Raw genomic sequence first — 17,841 nt, forward strand, 5'->3', positions numbered from 1 at the left:
CGCCGACTGCTCGTCACGGCGACACCGTCAGTCGTCGCCGACTGCTCGTCACGGCGACACCGTCAGTCGTCGGCGGGTGAGGCACTCGCCCCCTCACCGCCCCAGACGCCGCTCGCGAAGTCGACCGCCCCGTTCCACTTGGCGACGACCGTGGTCACCGCGAGGTCGCCGGAGATGTTGGTCATCGTGCGCAGTCGATCGAGGATCGGGTCGACGCCGGCGACGAACCCGACCACTTCCAGCGGCAGCCCCAACTGGGTCAGCACCAGCGTCAGCATGATCAGCCCCGTCCCCGGGACGCCCGCGGCGCCGATGCTTGCGAGCACTGCGACGACGACGACCGTGAACTGTTCGGGCAGCGTCAGCGAGACGCCGACCAAGTTCGCGGCGAAGATTGCCGCAACTCCTTGGTACAGCGCGGTGCCGTCCATGTTGATCGTCGCGCCCAGCGGGAGCGAGAAGCTGTAGACGCTCTCGTCGATCTTGAGGTTCTCGTCGGCGTCGTTCATCGTCACCGGCAGCGTCCCCGACGAGGAGCGGATCGACAGCGCGGTGATCAGCGCCTCGCGGCCGCCGCGCAGGAACTTGATCGGCGACTGACCGGAGAGCAGCATCACCAGCCCGGCCAGGTGGACGACGGCGATGTGCAGGCTCACGGCGAGCAGCAGCGTCAGGATCAGCAGCGCGAACGGGACGATCGCGTCGACGCCCGCCTGCCCGAACACGGACGCCATCAGCGCGAACACGCCGAGCACGCCGTACTCCATCACACCCCAGACGACCTTGAACATCGCTTCGGCGCCGGCCTCCGCGAGGTTGTAGAAGCTCTCGATCCCCTCGCTGACCTGCTCGGAGACGCCCTCGGACTCCTCGACGACCGCCAGCGCGTAGCCGAACACGATGACGAAGAAGATGACCGGGAGGATGTCGCCCTCGGCCATCGCGCCGATCGGGTTCGAGGGGACGATCCCCAGGATCACTTCGACGATGTCGGGCGCCTCGGCCTCCATCGCCTCGCCGCCGGTCAGTTCGAGGTTCTCGCCGGGGTTGATGAGGTTCGCCACCAGCAGCCCGAAGGCGACGGCGAGCCCGGACGTGACGGCGTACAGTCCCACGACCTGCCCACCGATCCGACCGAGCTTGCTCGGTGTCAGCCGTCTCGCCCCCATCAGCAGCGTGAACACGATGATGGGGACGATCAGCATGCTCAGCATCTGGACGAACAGGTCCCCCAGCGGCTGGAGCCGTGTCGCGGGCTGTCCGACCGCGAGCCCGACGATCGAGCCGAGGAGGAACGCCGCCCCGATGCGATACACGATCGGTACCGACCGATACCGGGACCAGTATCTGCCAACTGTACTCATGTTCCGCCGCTTCTTCCGGGCACCCGGACTTAAACCATCGCCCGGTGGCGACCACGGCCGCTAGCTCCGTCGGGTCGATCCGCCGCCGGTCAGTCCCGGGAAAGCACGATCTCGCTCGGTTCGACGGTCGCCGACTCTGGGGCGTTGCCCGCTGCGACCGCGAGATCGCCGGCTGGCTCTGTTGCCGTCCTCCCCGGCTCGGCGAGCACGACACAGCCGCCGACCAGCAGCGGCGCGAGCACGCCGGCGACGACGGCGGCCGGGTCGGCGAGCGACGCCCGGAGCACCACGCGACTGTCGGCGTCGAGGCCGCGGAGGTCGGCCACCTCCGCGGCGGCCGCGAGCGCGTCGCCGTGGCTCACCGTCCGGTCACCGTCGACGAGCAGCGGCGTCCCGGGATCGATCTCGGTCGGGGGGAATGCGGGGTTCTCGCTCCAGACGGACTCCTCCCAGTCGATCGTTTCGGCGTCGGCCGCCTCGCCGCCGAACACGGCGAGCTTGGTGCCCGGTCCCGGGTCGTAGGCGGCCTCCTCGGCGGCGGGGACGAGCAGCAGTCGGTCGCCGGCGTCGCTGCCGGCGGCGGGGTCGAACCGCGTCGCGGCGCCGAGCTGTGCGGCGCCGAGGAAGGCGAGAAGCGGCGGCAGGTCGGGAACGGGGGCGACGGCGACCGTTCGCCCCTCGCCGACGCCGTGGTAGCGCAGGACGTTGCCCGCCTTGTACGCGTTCGTAATCAGCTCGTGATAGCTCCGCTCGCGCCCGTCGACGACGAGCGCCGGTCGGTCGCTCCGGCGGTCGCGGCCGAGCAGGTCGCCGACTACGTCCATGGTGGGGGGAAGCGGCCCGGAGTGACAAGGCTCCGGCGGTCGACGGCTCGGGACGGGCAGCGTCCCCGTCGCGACGGGGCGAGTCGGCGGCGCTACGGCGCGCCGGCGATCACCATCCGGGAGTCGTCTTCCTCGAACAGGAGCATCCGGGAGTCATCGGCGTCGACGCGGACGGCGTCGCCGGGTTCCATGTCGACGGTGTCGTCCTCGACGGTGAGCTTCGCCGACCCCGCGAGCAGGACGTACACCTCCTCCTGCCCGTCGCTCTCGTGGGCGTGCTCCATCCCCTCCCAGCCGGCGTCGGCCTCGACGACGGTGACGCCGAGGTTCTCGCAGTTGAGCGCGTCCCGGAGGAAGTACATCCCGGGCGCTTTCGGTTCGACGTCGTCGTAGCTGACGGTGTCGTGGCTCATGCGGGTGGATCGTCGGCCGCTGCCGTGAAAAATCGCGCGGCGCTCAGAGCGAGCTCCGGAGCTTCTCGAAGAAGCCGCGGTCCACGTCGACCTCCTCGCCGCCGGCCTCGGCGAACTGTTCGAGCGCTTCGCGCTGCTCCTCGTTGAGTTCCTCGGGCGTGACGATCTGTACGTCGACGTAGAGGTCGCCCTGCCCGCGCCCGCGCAGGCGAGGCATCCCCTTGCCCCGGAGGCGGAACCGCTCGCCGGACTGCGTGCCGGCGGGGATATCGAGTTCGACGGGACCGTCGAGCGTGGGCACCTCGACGGTCGCACCGAAGGTGGCCTGCGGGAACGAGATGGCGTGTCGGTGCTCCAGATCGGCGCCGTCGCGCTCGAACTCGGGATGGTCCTCGACCTCGACCTCGATCAGCAGGTCGCCCTTGGGGCCGCCGTTCTCGCCGGGCGCGCCCTCGCGGTTCATCCGGAGGCTCTGCCCGCTCTGGATGCCGGCGGGCACGTCGACCTGCAGGGTGGCCTCCTGCCGGACGACGCCGTCGCCCGAACAGGTCGCGCAGTCCTCGGAGTACAGTTCGCCCTCGCCGCCACAGCGCCGGCAGGTCTGGGTCTGCTGGACGCGCCCGAGCGGGGTCTGCTGGACCTGCGTGACCTGCCCCTGACCGTTACACTCCGGGCAGGTCTCCACGTCGGCGTCGGCGGGGTGGCCGGCGCCGTCGCAGTCGGGGCACTCCTCGGGGCGCTCGATGGTGAACTCCTTGCTGACGCCCTCGTAGGCCTCTTCGAGCGTGATCGACATGCCGGTGCGGATGTCCCGCCCGGCCTGCGGGCGGTTGCCGCCGCCGCCACGGCCGCCCCCGCGGCCGCCGCCGAAGAACTGCTCGAAGATGTCCTCGAAGCCGCCACCGCCGCCGGCGCCGCCGAACGGGCCGCCGCCCATGCCGCCAGCGCCGCCGGCACCCTGATCGAAGCCGCCGCGCTTCTCGGCCTGCTCGAAGCGCTCGTGGCCCATCCGGTCGTACGCCTGGCGCTTCTCCTCGTCGGTGAGCACCTCCTTGGCCTTCTTCGCCTTGCGGAACTTCTCCTCGGCGTCGGGGTCGTCGCTTACGTCCGGGTGGTACTGGGAAGCCTTCTTGCGGAACGCCTGCTGGATCTCGTCCTCGTCGGCGTCCCGGGAGACTCCCAGCACCTCGTAGAAGTCCTCGCTCATTCGTTATCGGGGATAACTGGCTCGGCCTATTTGAATCGCGTGGCTCGCGGGTCACGGCCGAGCGCGAGCGGGCGTCCCCGGTTACCCACCAGCGCCGAACTGCTCGACTGCGGCGGGGACCGATTCGGGAGCAACGGCGAGGTTCTCGCCGTTCAGTCGCTCGATATCCACCGTTCCCGTTTCGCGGTACGTGTTGCCGACGACGACCTTCGCGGGGATGCCCAGCAGGCCGCTCTCGGCGAACCGCTCGCCGACCGACTGCTTGCCGTCGAACAGGAGGCAGTCCTCACCGATCGCGTCGTGGATCTCGGCGGCAACCTCCTCGACCTCCCCGTCGCCGATGGGGATAACTGCCGCTCGGTAGGGCGCGACCGACCCCCACTCGGTGACGGGCCAGCGACAGGCCGATTCCTCCGAGTCGGCGTCGACGCCGCCGTCGGCGCCGCCCTCCATCACCAGCGTCTGGACGATCCGGCCGACGCCGAGCCCGTAGCTCCCCATCCACACCTGTTGGAGCCGGCCGTCGGCGTCGTCGACGGTGAATCCCATGGAGTCGGAGTAGCGCGTCCCGAGTTCGAACACGTGTCCGACTTCGACGCCGCCGCTGGCGCGGAGTCGGCCGCCGCAGTCGGGGCAGTCGTCGCCGGCAGCGAACTCGCCGTATCGGGGCGACTCGTCGCTCAGGCCGAACCGGCAGTCCTCGGCGGTACAGGCCAGCAGGTCGCAGGTCCCGTCCCGGACGGGCGCGAGGAACTCCTCCGAGCGCTCGCCGCCCATCACGCTGTTCGCGGCGTCGGCGACGACGAACTCGAGGCCGAGGTCGGCGAGGATGCGCTCGTACGCCGCCCGGATCTCGCGGTACCCCTCGCGCAGCGACGCCTCGTCGGCGTGGAACGAGTAGGCGTCCTTCATCGTGAACTCCTTGCAGCGCAGCAGGCCCGCCCGGGCGTGGTCGTCCCGGAACTTCGCGCCGACTTGGTACAGCGTCAGGGGGAGTTCGTCGTAGGAGCGCACCACGCCGTCGAGCAGGTGGACCATCCCCTCCTCGTGGCTGGGTGCGAGACACAGCTCCCGGCCGTCGCGGTCCTCGAGAGTAAACATCTCGCCCTCGAAGGCGCCCCAGCGGCCGCTCTGTGCCCAGCGCTCTCGGCCCTGCAGGCCGGGGAGGGCGACCTCCTGCCCGCCGACGGTACGCATCCCCGCCCGGATTCGGTCGACGACTTTCTCCCGGATGCGCTGTCCGGCGGGCGTGAGCGCCCAGCGGCCGCTACCGAACTCCCGGATCAGCCCCGCACGCACGAGGAGTTCGGTCGCCTCCGTCCCCTCGCCGCGGCGATCGCGGCTCGCGGGGAGAAAGAGGTCACTGCGACGCATGGGCCACCTCGCTCGCTACGGACTGCTGGAGAAATCGCTGTTCGTTACCGCCGTCGCGGAACGCGTCCACGGGCCGTGCTGAACCCGCGGAACTCGCGTGTCGAAGACATCGACTGATCCGTGTGGCGGCCGTGTGAAAAATCTACTTCCCTCGTGCGATTCGGTGACACCCTCCGCGCAGCGATGGATTGATCGCCCCCCGACCGGGCCTCGAACTCTGGTCCGGCGCGCTCGATCCGGAGTCGAATCTCTTCGATGCCCCCGTCCCCCCGTACAGGCCGCACGAGCGCATAACCGACGCGCTCGAACGTGCGGGATCAACTGCATGACCGTGCCGCTGGAGCGTCGGTGAGTGGATAGTCTAGATCGTCGAAAAAGGTCGGTCGGTTTGGTTCAGAAAGCTCCCGTCGGTCGCTTTCTGAAATTACGAGGGACTTCGCTCCGCTCGTCCCTCGAATCGACGACTCAGACTCGTCCTTTCAGTCCTCGTCTTCGTCGTCGACGTCCTCGAAGTCGGCGTCGACGTACTCGTCGTCACCGCCGGGCTCGCCGCCCATGCCGCCGGGGCCGGCGCCGCCCATGCCGCCCGGACCGCCCGCGGCACCCGCACCGGCGCCGCCGGCGCCCGCCTGGGCCTGCTCCTGGTACATCTGCTTGCCGATCTCCTGCAGCTCCTCGCTGAGCTCCTCGGCCGCCTCGTTCAGCTCGTCGGCGGTGGCGTCCTCGTCGTCGAGGACGTCCTGCACGTCGTCGATCGCGGCCTCGATCTCCTCGATCGTCGCGTCGTCGACGTTCTCCTCGTTCTCGTCGATCAGCGTCTCGGCGCGCTGGATCGCGCCCTCGGCCTCGTTGCGGGCCTCGATGCGCTCGCGGCGCTGCTGGTCCTCCTCGGCGTGCTGCTCGGCCTCCTGCTGCATCTGCTCGATCTCCTCGTCGGAGAGGCCGGCGCCGCCCTCGATGGTGATCGACTCGGCGTTGCCCGAGCCCTGATCCTCGGCCTCGACGTTGACGATCCCGTTCTCGTCGATGTTGAACGTCACCTCGATCTGGGGCGTTCCGGCCGGCGCCGGCGGGATGCCGGTCAGCTGGAACTCGCCGAGTAGCTCGTTCTCCTCGGCGATCTCGCGCTCGCCCTGGAACACCCGGACCTGCACGGAGGTCTGGTTGTCAGCGGCGGTGGTGAACACCTTCGACTCCTCGGTCGGGATCGTGGTGTTCTTCTCGATCAGGCGCTCGAACAGGCCGCCCTTGACCTCGATCCCCAGCGAGAGCGGGGTCACGTCGAGCAGTACGAGGTCGTCGACGTCGCCGGAGAGCACGCCGCCCTGGATCGCCGCGCCCAGCGCGACCGCCTCGTCGGGGTTGACGTTCTTTTTGGGCTCCTGCCCGACGAGCTCCTCGACCTGCTCGTGGACCTGCGGCATCCGGGTCGACCCGCCGACGAGGATGACCTCGTCGATGTCGTTCTTGGTGTAGCCGGCGTCTTCGAGCGCCTGCTCGGTCGGCTCGGTGGTCCGCTCGATCAGGTCGTTGGTCAGCGACTCGAACGTCGCGCGCGTGATCGACTGTTCGAGGTGGACGGGGCCGGAGTCGGTCGCGGTGATGAACGGGAGGTTGACCGTGGTCTCCTTCTTGTTCGAGAGCTCGATCTTGGCCTCCTCGGCGGCGTCCTTGAGCCGCTGGAGCGCCTGCCGGTCCTCGCGGAGGTCGATCCCGTGCTCGTTCTCGAACTCGTCGGCGAGGTGGTCCATCAGCGCCTCGTCCCAGTCGTCGCCGCCGAGGTCGTTGTCCCCGTTGGTCGCGACGACCTCGTAGACGCCGCCGCCGAGGTCGAGGATCGACACGTCGAACGTCCCGCCGCCGAGGTCGTAGACGAGCACCGTCTGGTCGGAGTCGTCGTCGAGCCCGTACGCCATCGACGCCGCCGTCGGCTCGTTGACGATTCGTTCGACCTCGAAGCCGGCGATCTCGCCGGCGTCCTTGGTCGCCTGTCGCTGCTTGTCGTTGAAGTACGCGGGGACCGTGATGACCGCCTTCTCGACTTCGTCGCCGAGGTACTCCTCGGCGTCGCGCTTGAGCTTCTGGAGGATCATCGCCGAGATCTGCTCGGGCGTGTACTCCTCGCCGTCGGCCTCGACGGTGTACTCCTCCTCGCCCATGTGGCGCTTGATGGAGGCGATCGTGTCGTCGGGGTTCTGGATCGCCTGGTTCTTGGCGGGCTTGCCGACCAGGCGCTCGCCGTCGTCGGAGAACGCGACGACCGACGGCGTGGTCCGGTCACCCTCGCTGTTGACGATGATCTCGGGGTCACCACCCTCCATGACGGCCATGGCGGAGTTGGTGGTACCGAGGTCGATTCCGAGGATCTTGTTGCTCGCCATTCTTACTCGTGTATTCCGGGCTGAATCGGTTAAAGGTTGCTTTCACGACCGCAGAGTACCCCTACGCTTGCCTGCGGTTCTCTAAGCCGCTGTCGGGGTGTGAAGAAGGATTTATCCCGAAGCGTCGTCCGACCGCTACTCCTCGCTGACCGTGACCTGTGCGGTCCGGATTACCTTCTCGCCCATCTCGTAGCCGGGGCGGTAGAGTTCCTCGATTGTGCCGGCGGGGCGGTCGCTCTCGACGCGCATCAGCACCTCGTGGCGCTCGGGGTCTGGCTCCTCGCCGGGTTCGGGCTCGATCCGCTCGACGCCCTCGTCCGCGAGCACGCTGTCCAGTTCGCGGAGCGTCCCCTCGACGCCCTCGCGGATGCCCGTGTCCTCGTCCTGCTCCAGCGCGCGAGCGAGGTTGTCCCGGACCGGGAGCAGGTCCTCGACCAGGCTCTCGGTCGCGCGGGCCTGCTGCTGTTCGAGCTTCTTCTGCTGGCGCTTTTTGAAGTTCTGGAAGTCGGCCTGCTTCCGGGTCAGCTTCCCCTCCAAGTCGTCGATGCGCTCCTCGTAGTCGGCGCGGTCCTCCCGGAGTTCCTCGGCCAGTTCCTCGTCGTACTCGGCGACGCGCTCGATCAGCGACCGGTCGAGCTCCTCGCCGGTCTCCTCCGGCGCGTCAGCCTCGCTCTCTCCGTCGGCGTCGGTCGGCTCCTCGGCTGCCGCGTCGGCCTCGTCGGTCATACCCGGAGGAAGCGCCGCCGTGGGTTTAAGCGTTGCAAAAGCGCCCCGCGATCCCGTGTCGCTCCCCCGATCAGTCGCCGCCGGTGAGTTCGTCGAGCATGAACACCGCCTCGGGCTTCGAGAGCGGGTCGTTCGCGTTGCCACAGTGGGGCGACTGCACGCAGGACGGGCAGCCGTCGGCGCAGTCGCAGTCGTCGATCAGACGGGCGGTCCGGGCCATCAGTTCCTCGATCCGGTCGTAGCCCCGACGGGTCAGGCCGACGCCGCCCGGGTGGCCGTCGTAGACGAAGATCGTCGGCTGATCAGTGTGGCCGTGGTACGGCGTCGACAGCCCGCCGATGTCTGCCCGGTCACAGAGCAGGTACAGCGGGAACAGCGAGATGACGCCGTGTTCGGCGGCGTGGATGCCGCCGTTGAAGCCGTACTCGGGATCGCCGTCCTCGGCGGCCATCGCGCGCATCTCGACCTCCACGTCCTCCGGAACCGTCCAGTAGAGCGCTTTCGTCCGGAGCGTCGTCTCCGGGAGGTCGAGCGACTCCCGACCCATCGTTTCGCCGGATGCGGCGTCCCGACGCTCGAAGCCGGTGATCCGCTCGGTGACGGAGACGTCCGCGAACCGGACCGCCGTGTCGGGCCGGGCCGACAGCGACTTCTCCCGCAGGTCCTCGTGGACGGTCACGTCCTTCTCGGTCAGGACCTGCGTGTGGTAGTCCGCCCACGTCGGCTGGAGGCGGGCGGTGTCACGGTCGAGATCCAACTCCGTGACCTCGTAGCGCTGACCCTGGTGGTGGTAGATCGCCCCCGGGTGTGCGTCCCGGAGCGCGTCCGAGAACGACAGGGAGGCGATCACGTCGCCCGAGCGGGAGTCCCGGAGGTCGACCTCGCGGTCGTCGATCGTCCGGAGGTTCATGCTGTGCTGGGGGCTCTCGTCGCCGTCGTGAGTCCAGCGGAGCCCGTTCCCCGTCTCGCGGCGCTCTAACACGCCGGCCTCCTCCAGGTCGCCGACCACGTCGGGGAATGGCTCGCCGAAGTGTCGCCGGTCGTCCCGGGAGAGCCAGTTCTCGGCGGCCGCCGAGGCGACGTGGTCGGGCATGATCGCCTCGTTCTCGGGGTCGCTGATGGCGTCCTCCGGCTCGCCCTCGAAGAACGTCTCGGGGTTGCCCATCAGGTACTGGTCCAACTGGTCCTCGCCGGCGACCATCACCACGAGCGCGGGGTCGTCACCCCGGCCCGCCCGCCCGGCCTGCTGGAACGCCGCCATCCGGGTGCCCGGGTAGCCGTCGATTATCACCGCGTCCAGCCCGCCCACGTCGACGCCGAGTTCGAGCGCGTTCGTGCTCCACACCCCGCGGAGGTCGCCGCTATGGAGTCGGTTCTCCAACTCCCGCCGGCGGTCGTCGGTCAGCGACCCCTGGTACGCCTGTACCTTCCCGGCGAGCTCTGTCGACCCGCGGCTCCGGAGTTCCTTCGCGGACTCCGCTGCGTAGCGCTCGGCGGTCTGGCGGCTCCGCGTGAACACGAGCGTCTGCTGGCCCGCCTCCACGAGGTCGGTGAACAGTCGCATTGATTCGACGTGGCTGGAGCGCCGCCGCCCGGTGTCGCGGTCCTGTTCGTACTCGGGGGGGTTCCAGAGCACCCAGTCCCGCGGCCCCGTCGCCGAGGCGTCGTCGTCGACGAGCGTGAACCCCGAGGGATCGCGCCCGGTGACCGTCGCCGCGTGTTCGACGGGGTTACCGATCGTCGCCGAACAGCAGACGTAGGTGGGGTCGGCGTCGTACCGTTCACAGATCCGGTTCAGCCGTCGGAGCAGCAGCGCGACCTGCGAGCCGAACACGCCGCGGTAGCTGTGGACCTCGTCGATCACGACCAACTCGAGCGAGGAGAAGAACCACTCCCAGAGCCGGTGGGCGTGGGGGAGCAGCGCGTAGTGGACCATGTCGGGGTTCGAGAGCAGCACTGTGGGCCGCCGGTCCCGGACGTCGCGCTTCTCGGACTTCGAGAGCCGGCCGGTGTACTGATCGACGGAGACACGGGAACCGAAGCCGAGATCGCGGGCCAGCTCCGAGAGCGTCTCCAGCTGGTCCGACACGAGCGCGTTCTGCGGGCCGAGGTAGAGCGTTCGGCCGCCGTGGTCCATCGCGCGCTCGAACGCGGGGACGGTGTACGCGAGGCTCTTCCCGCTGGCGGTCTCGGTCGCGATCGCGGCGTCGTTGCCGTTCCTGACCGCCTCGATCGCGTCGCGCTGGTGCCGGAACGGTCGCTCGATCCCCCGGTCGGCGAGCGCGCTCTCGAGGCGCGGTTCGAGGTCGAGATCCGCGAACGTGGGCTCCCGGGCCGACACCCGCCGATGGGCGGCCACCTGCTCGGCGTAGTACGGGCGCTCCCGGAGCCAGTCGAGCGGGTCGTGCACGCGCCCGCTCGGCGCCCGCGAGCCATGACGGTTCTGGTCCCGGTCGCTTTTGACCGCCGGCGCCGATGTGGGTGTATGGACGGCGGCACGTACACGCTCGTCTTCTCGCTGCCGAGCGCCGCCGATATCGAGGTCGGCGCGCTCGGCGAACACCGCTTCCCGGCGGGCGGCTACTGCTACACCGGGAGCGCGCTGGGAAGCGGCGGCTTCTCCCGGATCGACCGCCACCGTCGCGTCGCCGCCGGCGAGCACGACGTGCACCACTGGCACGTCGACTACTTCGGCGGCCACCCGGAGACGGAACTGGTCGCCGTCGAGCGTACGCGCGGGCGGGACTGCGAATGTGCGGTCGCGCGAACGCTCGGGAACGGGCCTGTTCCCGGCTTCGGTGCCTCCGACTGCGACTGTGAGACACATCTTGCGCGGTTCGAGAGTCCCAAGACCGCGGTCAATCGGGCCGAGGCCGTCCACGATCGCGACTGACCCGCGACGACGAGAGGTGGTGACGCTTAATCCCCCACGGCACCACTGGCTGAGCATGTTCGAACCGATGCCCTACCTGGAGTGGATCGCGGGCCGGCCGGAGGCGGCCGACCACGATCTCGGATCGAGCGACCTCCGGACGTACCGGTCCGACGGATCGGTGACCCCGGCGCCGCTCGCGGGGCTTCCGGATCCGGAGGATCCGCCGCCGCTGTCGGCCTCGATCGCCGCGGAGTACGGCGTCGACGAATCGTCGGTGCTCGTGACCGCAGGCGCGACCCACGCCAACTTCCTCGCCGCCGCCTCGGCGCTGTCGCTGGCCGAGGGCGACCGGATCGTCGTCGAGGATCCCGGCTACGACCCGCTCGTCCACACGCCGGCCGGCATCGGCGGGACGGTTGAACGCTTCGAGCGACCCGCCCGATCGGGCTACCCGCTGCTCCCGAGCGAGATCGCGTCGGCCGTCTCCGGGCAGACGGCGTTGGTCACCGTCACGAACCGCCACAACCCCACGGGTCGGCTCACTCCGCGGGAGGAACTGGCGTCGGTCGCGGCGGCCGTCACCGACGCGAACAGCCGGCTGCTCGTCGACGAGGTCTACGGCCCGTACACTGCCGAGAACGACGCCGAAGGAGCGTTCGGCGGCGTCACGGCGGCGGGGCTTCCCAACACGATCGTGACAGGCTCGTTCACGAAGTTCCACGGGCTCGGCGGGCTCCAAGTCGGCTGGCTGATCGCCGACGAGTCGTTCGTCGAGCGCGCCCGGGAGGTGTTCATGCACGTCCCTTCGGTCGCGGAACCGAGCCGCGCGCTCGCTCGTCGCTTCTTCGCCCACCGGGACGAGCTGGTCGCGGAGTCCCGCGAACATCTCCGCCGGAATCACGAGCTACTCTCGTCGTTCATCGAGGATCGGTCGGATCTCGACGGCGAGATCGCCGCCGGCTGCACGTACGGCTTCGTCAAACACGAGCGCGCCGACGGCGACGAGCTCGCCGAGGCGGCGTGGGACGCCGGGGTACTGGTCGTGCCGGGGCGGTTCTTCGACGCGCCGTCGGGGGTCCGGATCTCGGCCGGTCGGAGTCCCGAGGCGATCGAAGCGGGGCTGGACACGCTCGGCGAGGTGCTCGACGAGCTCTGAGGGATCTCGCCGACGCTGGCGAACAGGTGGCAGTTCGTCGGCGAGGCAGGTGCCACGCTCCCGCTGCTGCCCCGCCGCGGTGGTCAGGTCACGGGGAGCGTGGTCCCGTTCTCGTACTTGAACGTCGGGGTCAGTCGGCGTCGACAGCCGCCGCGAGCGTCTCGATCGGGTGGGGCGGCTCCGAATCGGCGCCCGGTCGATCCTCGAGCTGGGTTCGACAGGACGCCCCCGGCGCGACGACTTCGTCGCCGTCGGCGGCGTCGATCTGGTCGAACAGAATCCGGCCGATCGCTTTGCTCATCGAGAAGTGTTCGGCCTCGTAGCCGAAGCTGCCGGCCATCCCACAGCAGGTGGAGTCCAGCGGGTCGACCTCGAAGCCGGCACGTCGGAGCACGCCAACCGCGTGGTGATCCTTCTTGCTCGCTTTCTGGTGGCAGTGGCCGTGGTAGACGAGCGATCCCCCGCCAGCCGCGTCGAGGCCGTCGTCGAGCCGGAACGCGTCGAGATACTCGAAGACGCCGTAGGTGGCGTTCGAGACGGTCGCCACGTCGTCCCCGGCCAACAGATCGTGGTAGTCCGACTGGAGCATCACCGCGTCGGAGGGCTCGACCACGACCACGTCCCAGCCGTCGGCGACTCTCGGGGCGAGCGCGTCGACGTTCTCGCGGGCGCGCTCCCGGGCCTCGTCGACGAACCCCTTCGAGAGCGGCGGCCGACCGCTGGCGCCCGCCTCCTCGGCCAGTTCGACGTGGACGCCGGCCGCTTCGAGCACTCGAACCGCCGCCTTCCCCTGTTCGGGAGCGTTGTAGTTCGTGTGCGTGTCCGGAAGAATCAGCGCCCGGTGTTCGGCCTCGCTTTCGGGGACCGTTGGCTCTCGGTCGGCCATCCAGTCCGCGAAGCTCTCGCGGTGGAACGTCGGCAGGCTCCGCTCGGCCGCGATACCGACGGTCTTCTCCAGCGCCCAGCGGGCGCCCGGGAGTTTCGTGGCGACGTTCGACAGCGGCGCGAGCCGGCTGCCGATCCGCGAGAGGGCGTCGACGTTGGCGAACAGCTTCTCACGCAGGCCGGCGCCCTCGCGCTCGTGCCGGGCGTGCTCGATCTCGGTCTTCATCTTCGCCATGTCCACCTCGCTCGGGCAGTCCTTCGAACAGCCCTTACAGCCGATACAGAGGTCGAGCACCTCGTTCTCGAACTCCTCGGTGAAGATCTCCTCCTCGGGGAGCTCGCCGCTCATCGCCTGCCGGAGCAGGTTCGCCCGGCCGCGGGTGGCCTGTATCTCCTCGTCGGCCGCGCGGTAGGTCGGGCACATCACCCCGCCGGTGGTCTCCTGCCCGCCGCGACAGCCGCCGCAGCCGTGACAGAGCTCCGCCATCCCCTGAAACCCGTTGTCGTTCTCCCAGCGGAGTTCGGGGTCGAAGCCGGCGTCGAACTCGTACTCGGGATCGAACCGGAGATTTTCGGTCATCTCGACGGCGTCGGCGCGTTCGGGCAGTGATCCGGGCCGTTGCTCGTCGGGCGCGTAGCCACAGACCTGTCCCGGGTTCAGCAGCCAGTCGGGATCGAACGCCGCCTTGAGGTCGCGGAACGCCTCCCAGAGATCCTGCCCGTACAGCTTCCGGTTCCACTGCGTTCTGGCGCGGCCGTCGCCGTGTTCGCCGGAGACGCTGCCGCCGAGATCGACGACGATGTCGCTGACCGCGTCGGCGATGGACTCGAAGCGCTCGACGCCCGCCTCGGTCTTGGTGCCGATCAGCGGCCGGACGTGGAGCACGCCCGGGCCGGCGTGGGCGTAGAACGAGGCGAACGTGTCGTGGTCCGCGAGCACCTGCTGGAACCGCCGGGTGTACTCGGGGAGCTTCTCGGGCGGCACCGCACAGTCCTCGATGAACGAGAGGTGTTTCTCGTCGGTCGTCCTGGAGAGCAGGATCGGCATCCCCGCCTTGCGCATCTTCCAGAACCGCTCCCGGGTGGCCTCGTCGTGGGCCTCCATCGCCGCGTGAGCACGGACGGGGTCGCCGGCGCTCAGCGGCTGCTCGTTCGGCTCCGCCGCGGTGTCAGTCCCTGGCCGGCGGTCGGCGAGCAGGTCGGCGACCTTCCGCCGCCCCTCGTCGTCGCTCCCGGCGTAGAACTCCACGAGCAGCGCCGAGTCGGTCCCCTCGGGCAGCATCCCCACCACGTCGCCGAACTCCTGTGTGTCCCGTGCGAGGTCGAGCAGCGTGTCGTCCATCACCTCGACGGCCGCGGGGTCGTGTTCGAGCACCGAGCTCACGTCTTCCATCGCCGAGAGCAGGTCGTCGTACGCCAGCAGCGCGACGGCTTTCGTCTCGGGGATCGGTTCGAGCGAGACGGTCGCTTCCGTGACGATCGCGAGCGTCCCCTCGCTGCCCGCGAGCAGGCGCGCGAGGTTGACCGTCGCGTCCTCGTCGACCTCGCCGTCTACCGTCGCTTCCTCGACCAGCACGTCGAGGTTGTACCCCGAGACGTTCCGCTTGAGTTCGGGGTAGCGCTCGCGCACCTCGTCGGCGTGGTCGTCGAGCACGTCGACGACGCCCGCCGCGATGCGGGCCTCGACGTCACCGTCGGGGTCCGCTCGCTGCCGCAGGTCGCCGACGCGCTCCTCGCCGAGTTCGGTCACGGTGCCGTCGGCGAGCACGGCCTCGCAGGACTCGACGTACGCGTCGGTCTTGCCGTACTTCAGCGAGTGGGAGCCGGTGGAGTTGTTGCCGATCGCGCCGCCGAGGGCGGACTTGTCGCGCCACGCGGGGTCGGGCGCGAACTTCAGCCCGTGCGGTTCGCAGGCGGCGTTGAGTTCGGCGACGATCGCGCCGGATTCGGCGGTCGCGGTCGCCGCCTCGGGGTCGATATCGTTGATCGCGTCCATCTCGGCGGTGAAGTCGAGCACGACCGCCTCGTTGACGGTCTGCCCGGCGAGGCTGGTGCCGCCGCCCCGAGGGAGGACGGGGATCCCGCGTTCGCTACAGTACTCGACGACGGCGGCCACGTCCGCGGTCGACTCGGGAAACACGACCCCGATCGGCGTGACCTCGTACGCCGAGGCGTCGGTCGCGTAGAGCTGTCGGGAGTAGCTGTCGAAGCGCACGTCGCCGTCGACGAGCGACTCCAGATCGTCGACCAGCCCCGGCCGGGCCACCTCGCCGCCGCGGTAGTCGAAGTCGCCGTCTGCCGCCGGATCCGGGTCCGCTGCCATGGGACGATGTTACGCGAGTATCGGGAAAAGTACACCTCCTCCGGTGGACGTTGCGGGTGACGCGGTACGGGGGCCGGAAAAGGTTTCACGCACGCGAGTGATTCACGTACCGATGTCCGAGTCAAAAGCCACGTTCGAACTGTACGAGGACGACGCCGGGCAGTACCGCTGGCGGCTCCGCCACGACAACGGCAACATCGTCGCCGACAGCGGCGAGGGGTACGCGAGCAAGCAGAAGGCCCGACAGGGGATCGAGAGCGTGAAGGACAACGCGGTCGACGCCGACATCGAGGTCCAGGACTGAGTCCGGATCGGTGCCCCTTTTTTCGCTGCCACGCGAGGTCGGCGTATGAGCTACGAGACCACCGTCGGCGTGCGTTTCCGTGACATCGACGCGATGGGCCACGTCAACAACGCGGTGTACGCCAGCTACGCCGAGCAGGCTCGGGTCGACTACTTCGCGGACGTGCTCGACACCGACCTCTCGGCGGTCTCCTCGGTGCTCGCCCGGATCGAGATCGACTACCACCGCCCGATCGAACTCGACGACGGTCCCGTCACCGTCGCGGTCGACGTGCCCAGCCTCGGCGAGTCCAGCCTCCCGATGAGCTACGAGATCAGCGACGCCGACGGGAACCTCGCGGCGAGCGTCGAGAGCGTGCAGGTGGCGTACGACCGCGACGCCGAGGAGTCGATCCCGCTCCCCGAGGCGTGGCGCGAGGCGATCGAGTCCTACCACGACCTGTAGGCCGACGGTTTATCGGGCCGGCCCCCGATTGACGACCGTGTACAGCGCCCGTGACCGCGTCGAACAGGAGGAGTGGCTCGCGGAGATGAACCGCGCAGCCGACAGCCTCGAACTCGGCGCCGACGCCAAGTCGACCGCCGAGGACCTGTTCCTGAGCAACGTCCCCGAGAGCGAGCGCTCCAAGCCCGCGGTCGCGGCCGCCGCGCTCTACGCGGCCGCGCTGCTGTCCGGCGAGGAACGAGCACAGACCGAGGTCGCCGACGCGATGGACGTCTCGCGGCTCTCGGTCCAGCAGCGCTGGAAACCGCTGTTGGAGGAAGCGGGCTTCCGCCCGCCGACGTGGTAGCTACTCGGCGTCGCCGGTCGAGGCGGACTCGGCGTCGCAGGTAGAAGCCGACTCGACGCCTTCGGGCGGGAACTTCCCGCGGCCCTCGCGCTCGGGCGTGAGGTTGCCGTGGCGGTCGATCTCGCCGCTGACGATCCGCGTCGAGGAGATGCGATCGCCGTCCTCCGCGGTGACGTGGTCGACGACCTCGATGTCCAGCGGCTCGTGACCCCGCTCTCCGCGGATCTCGTTGATCCGCTCGCCGCCCTCTCGGGTCTCCGGCGAGACGATCAGGACGTCGAACTGCGGTTCGGTCGCGATGCCGGTCGGCTCCTCTAACTCCCGGATCTCGAACTCGCGGTCGTACTCCTCGGCCAGCGGCTCGAGCTCTTCCTCGAGGTCTTCCTTCCGCTCCGACCAGGGACGGACGTACCGATCGACGTGGCGTGTCTCCGGGGCGAGCGCGTCCGACGTGAGGCCGACGGTCAGATCGCCGAGTTCGAACGCTCGGCGAAACAGCTTCCGGTGACCGTCGTGAACGGGGTCGAACGTCCCCCCGATGGCGACCTGCATACCCCGGGGGTCGGGCCGCCGACGGTTAAAGCGCGGTCATTCGCTCTCGGCGGCGTCGGCCGAGTCGCTCGCGTCCGCGTCGCTGACGCCGCCGGTCGTCCCGTCGTCGGCGTCGCTGACCGAGATCGTCACGGGGCCGTCGTCGTCGCCAGTCTCGCCGCGGTCGAGCCGCTCGTCGAGGTTGAACACGGCGTTGAGCTGGCTCTGGACCTGCCCGACCGCGCCGGAGACGAGCTCGCTGGGCGAGATCGCCTCGTACTCGTAGGGGTTGTTGCCGGCGCCCTCGCTCTCCCGTTTCCCGCGGGAGACCGTCTCCTCCTCGTGGAGTTCGGCGAGCGCCTCGCGGACGGTACTCGGATAGAGTCCGGTCCCCTCGGCGACCTCCTCGCTGGTGCTGCCGGGGTGCTGTCGCAGGTAGACGTAGATCCGGGCTCGCGTCTCGGTGTCGAGCAGCCACGCCAGCAGATCGACGACGCCCTGATCGAACTCGCCGATCGCCTTGTCGGCGCCCTCCTCGATCCGTTCCCGCGCCGAGCTGATCTCGCCGTCGTCGGTTTCGGAGTCCTGGGGCATGTGTGTTCACTCGAAGGTCAGAACTCTGCGCCCAAAAACGTTTGCTGCGGGACGCGGTACCGGGTCGGCGTCGACTGGGACCGACGGGGTTGAA

The 17,841-nt window shown here is 69.5% G+C and carries 15 protein-coding genes and 1 pseudogene; 5 read left to right on the top strand and 11 right to left on the bottom strand.

Annotation, left to right across the window (positions count from 1 at the left end; all coding sequences use genetic code 11):
• Positions 1-62 precede the first annotated feature (62 nt).
• The 8 genes from ACYQZ5_RS05910 to ACYQZ5_RS05945 form a co-directional block, all read right to left on the bottom strand.
• A complete protein-coding gene (locus ACYQZ5_RS05910) occupies positions 63-1,364 on the bottom strand; it encodes a dicarboxylate/amino acid:cation symporter (RefSeq protein ID WP_379817982.1) in 1,302 nt (433 codons plus the stop codon).
• Positions 1,365-1,453: 89 nt separating this feature from the next.
• Complete coding sequence (locus ACYQZ5_RS05915; RefSeq protein WP_459845483.1) at positions 1,454-2,188, bottom strand: hypothetical protein; 735 nt, start codon at positions 2,186-2,188, stop codon at positions 1,454-1,456.
• 92 nt (positions 2,189-2,280) lie between these two features.
• The gene (locus ACYQZ5_RS05920; protein ID WP_379732777.1) at positions 2,281-2,601 is read right to left on the bottom strand and encodes a cupin domain-containing protein; all 321 of its coding nucleotides are present in this window, start codon (positions 2,599-2,601) and stop codon (positions 2,281-2,283) included.
• A gap of 43 nt (positions 2,602-2,644) precedes the next feature.
• Positions 2,645-3,808, bottom strand: coding sequence for a molecular chaperone DnaJ (gene dnaJ / locus ACYQZ5_RS05925; RefSeq protein ID WP_459845485.1), 1,164 nt, complete (start codon positions 3,806-3,808; stop codon positions 2,645-2,647).
• Positions 3,809-3,889: 81 nt separating this feature from the next.
• Complete coding sequence (locus ACYQZ5_RS05930) at positions 3,890-5,182, bottom strand: aminoacyl--tRNA ligase-related protein (RefSeq protein ID WP_379732528.1); 1,293 nt, start codon at positions 5,180-5,182, stop codon at positions 3,890-3,892.
• Positions 5,183-5,661: 479 nt separating this feature from the next.
• On the bottom strand, positions 5,662-7,563 hold the full coding sequence (gene dnaK, locus ACYQZ5_RS05935) for a molecular chaperone DnaK (RefSeq protein ID WP_459845487.1): 1,902 nt from the start codon (positions 7,561-7,563) through the stop codon (positions 5,662-5,664).
• A 135-nt stretch (positions 7,564-7,698) separates the two neighbouring features.
• The gene (locus ACYQZ5_RS05940; RefSeq protein ID WP_379730713.1) at positions 7,699-8,289 is read right to left on the bottom strand and encodes a nucleotide exchange factor GrpE; all 591 of its coding nucleotides are present in this window, start codon (positions 8,287-8,289) and stop codon (positions 7,699-7,701) included.
• A gap of 70 nt (positions 8,290-8,359) precedes the next feature.
• Positions 8,360-10,699: a DEAD/DEAH box helicase gene (locus ACYQZ5_RS05945; protein ID WP_459845490.1), complete on the bottom strand. Its 2,340-nt coding sequence runs from the start codon at positions 10,697-10,699 to the stop codon at positions 8,360-8,362.
• A gap of 24 nt (positions 10,700-10,723) precedes the next feature.
• On the opposite strand from ACYQZ5_RS05945, the gene ACYQZ5_RS05950 reads away from it, so the two are divergent.
• Both ACYQZ5_RS05950 and ACYQZ5_RS05955 read left to right on the top strand, forming a co-directional pair.
• The gene (locus ACYQZ5_RS05950; protein WP_379730699.1) at positions 10,724-11,182 is read left to right on the top strand and encodes a GIY-YIG nuclease family protein; all 459 of its coding nucleotides are present in this window, start codon (positions 10,724-10,726) and stop codon (positions 11,180-11,182) included.
• 55 nt (positions 11,183-11,237) lie between these two features.
• Complete coding sequence (locus ACYQZ5_RS05955) at positions 11,238-12,320, top strand: pyridoxal phosphate-dependent aminotransferase (RefSeq protein ID WP_459845492.1); 1,083 nt, start codon at positions 11,238-11,240, stop codon at positions 12,318-12,320.
• A 130-nt stretch (positions 12,321-12,450) separates the two neighbouring features.
• Here the strand turns inward: ACYQZ5_RS05955 and ACYQZ5_RS05960 are convergent, their stop codons facing one another.
• On the bottom strand, positions 12,451-15,528 hold the full coding sequence (locus ACYQZ5_RS05960) for an FAD-binding and (Fe-S)-binding domain-containing protein (protein ID WP_379730697.1): 3,078 nt from the start codon (positions 15,526-15,528) through the stop codon (positions 12,451-12,453).
• 112 nt (positions 15,529-15,640) lie between these two features.
• Here ACYQZ5_RS05960 and ACYQZ5_RS05965 point away from each other — a divergent pair.
• The 3 genes and pseudogenes from ACYQZ5_RS05965 to ACYQZ5_RS05975 form a co-directional block, all read left to right on the top strand.
• A pseudogene (locus ACYQZ5_RS05965) lies at positions 15,641-15,832 on the top strand (HVO_2922 family protein); the annotation flags it as partial.
• Positions 15,833-15,877: 45 nt separating this feature from the next.
• Positions 15,878-16,276 (top strand): acyl-CoA thioesterase, encoded by a 399-nt coding sequence (locus tag ACYQZ5_RS05970; RefSeq protein ID WP_379730696.1) that lies wholly within the window; start codon positions 15,878-15,880, stop codon positions 16,274-16,276.
• 37 nt (positions 16,277-16,313) lie between these two features.
• On the top strand, positions 16,314-16,622 hold the full coding sequence (locus ACYQZ5_RS05975) for a transcription initiation factor IIB family protein (RefSeq protein ID WP_379730695.1): 309 nt from the start codon (positions 16,314-16,316) through the stop codon (positions 16,620-16,622).
• On the opposite strand, the gene ACYQZ5_RS05980 is transcribed toward ACYQZ5_RS05975, so the two are convergent.
• Both ACYQZ5_RS05980 and ACYQZ5_RS05985 read right to left on the bottom strand, forming a co-directional pair.
• Positions 16,623-17,174: a phosphopantetheine adenylyltransferase gene (locus ACYQZ5_RS05980; RefSeq protein WP_379730694.1), complete on the bottom strand. Its 552-nt coding sequence runs from the start codon at positions 17,172-17,174 to the stop codon at positions 16,623-16,625.
• A gap of 36 nt (positions 17,175-17,210) precedes the next feature.
• Entirely contained in the window at positions 17,211-17,747 is a 537-nt protein-coding gene (locus tag ACYQZ5_RS05985) for a helix-turn-helix domain-containing protein (protein ID WP_379730693.1), read from the bottom strand.
• Positions 17,748-17,841: the final 94 nt, after the last annotated feature.

This window comes from Halolamina salina, assembly GCF_054653455.1.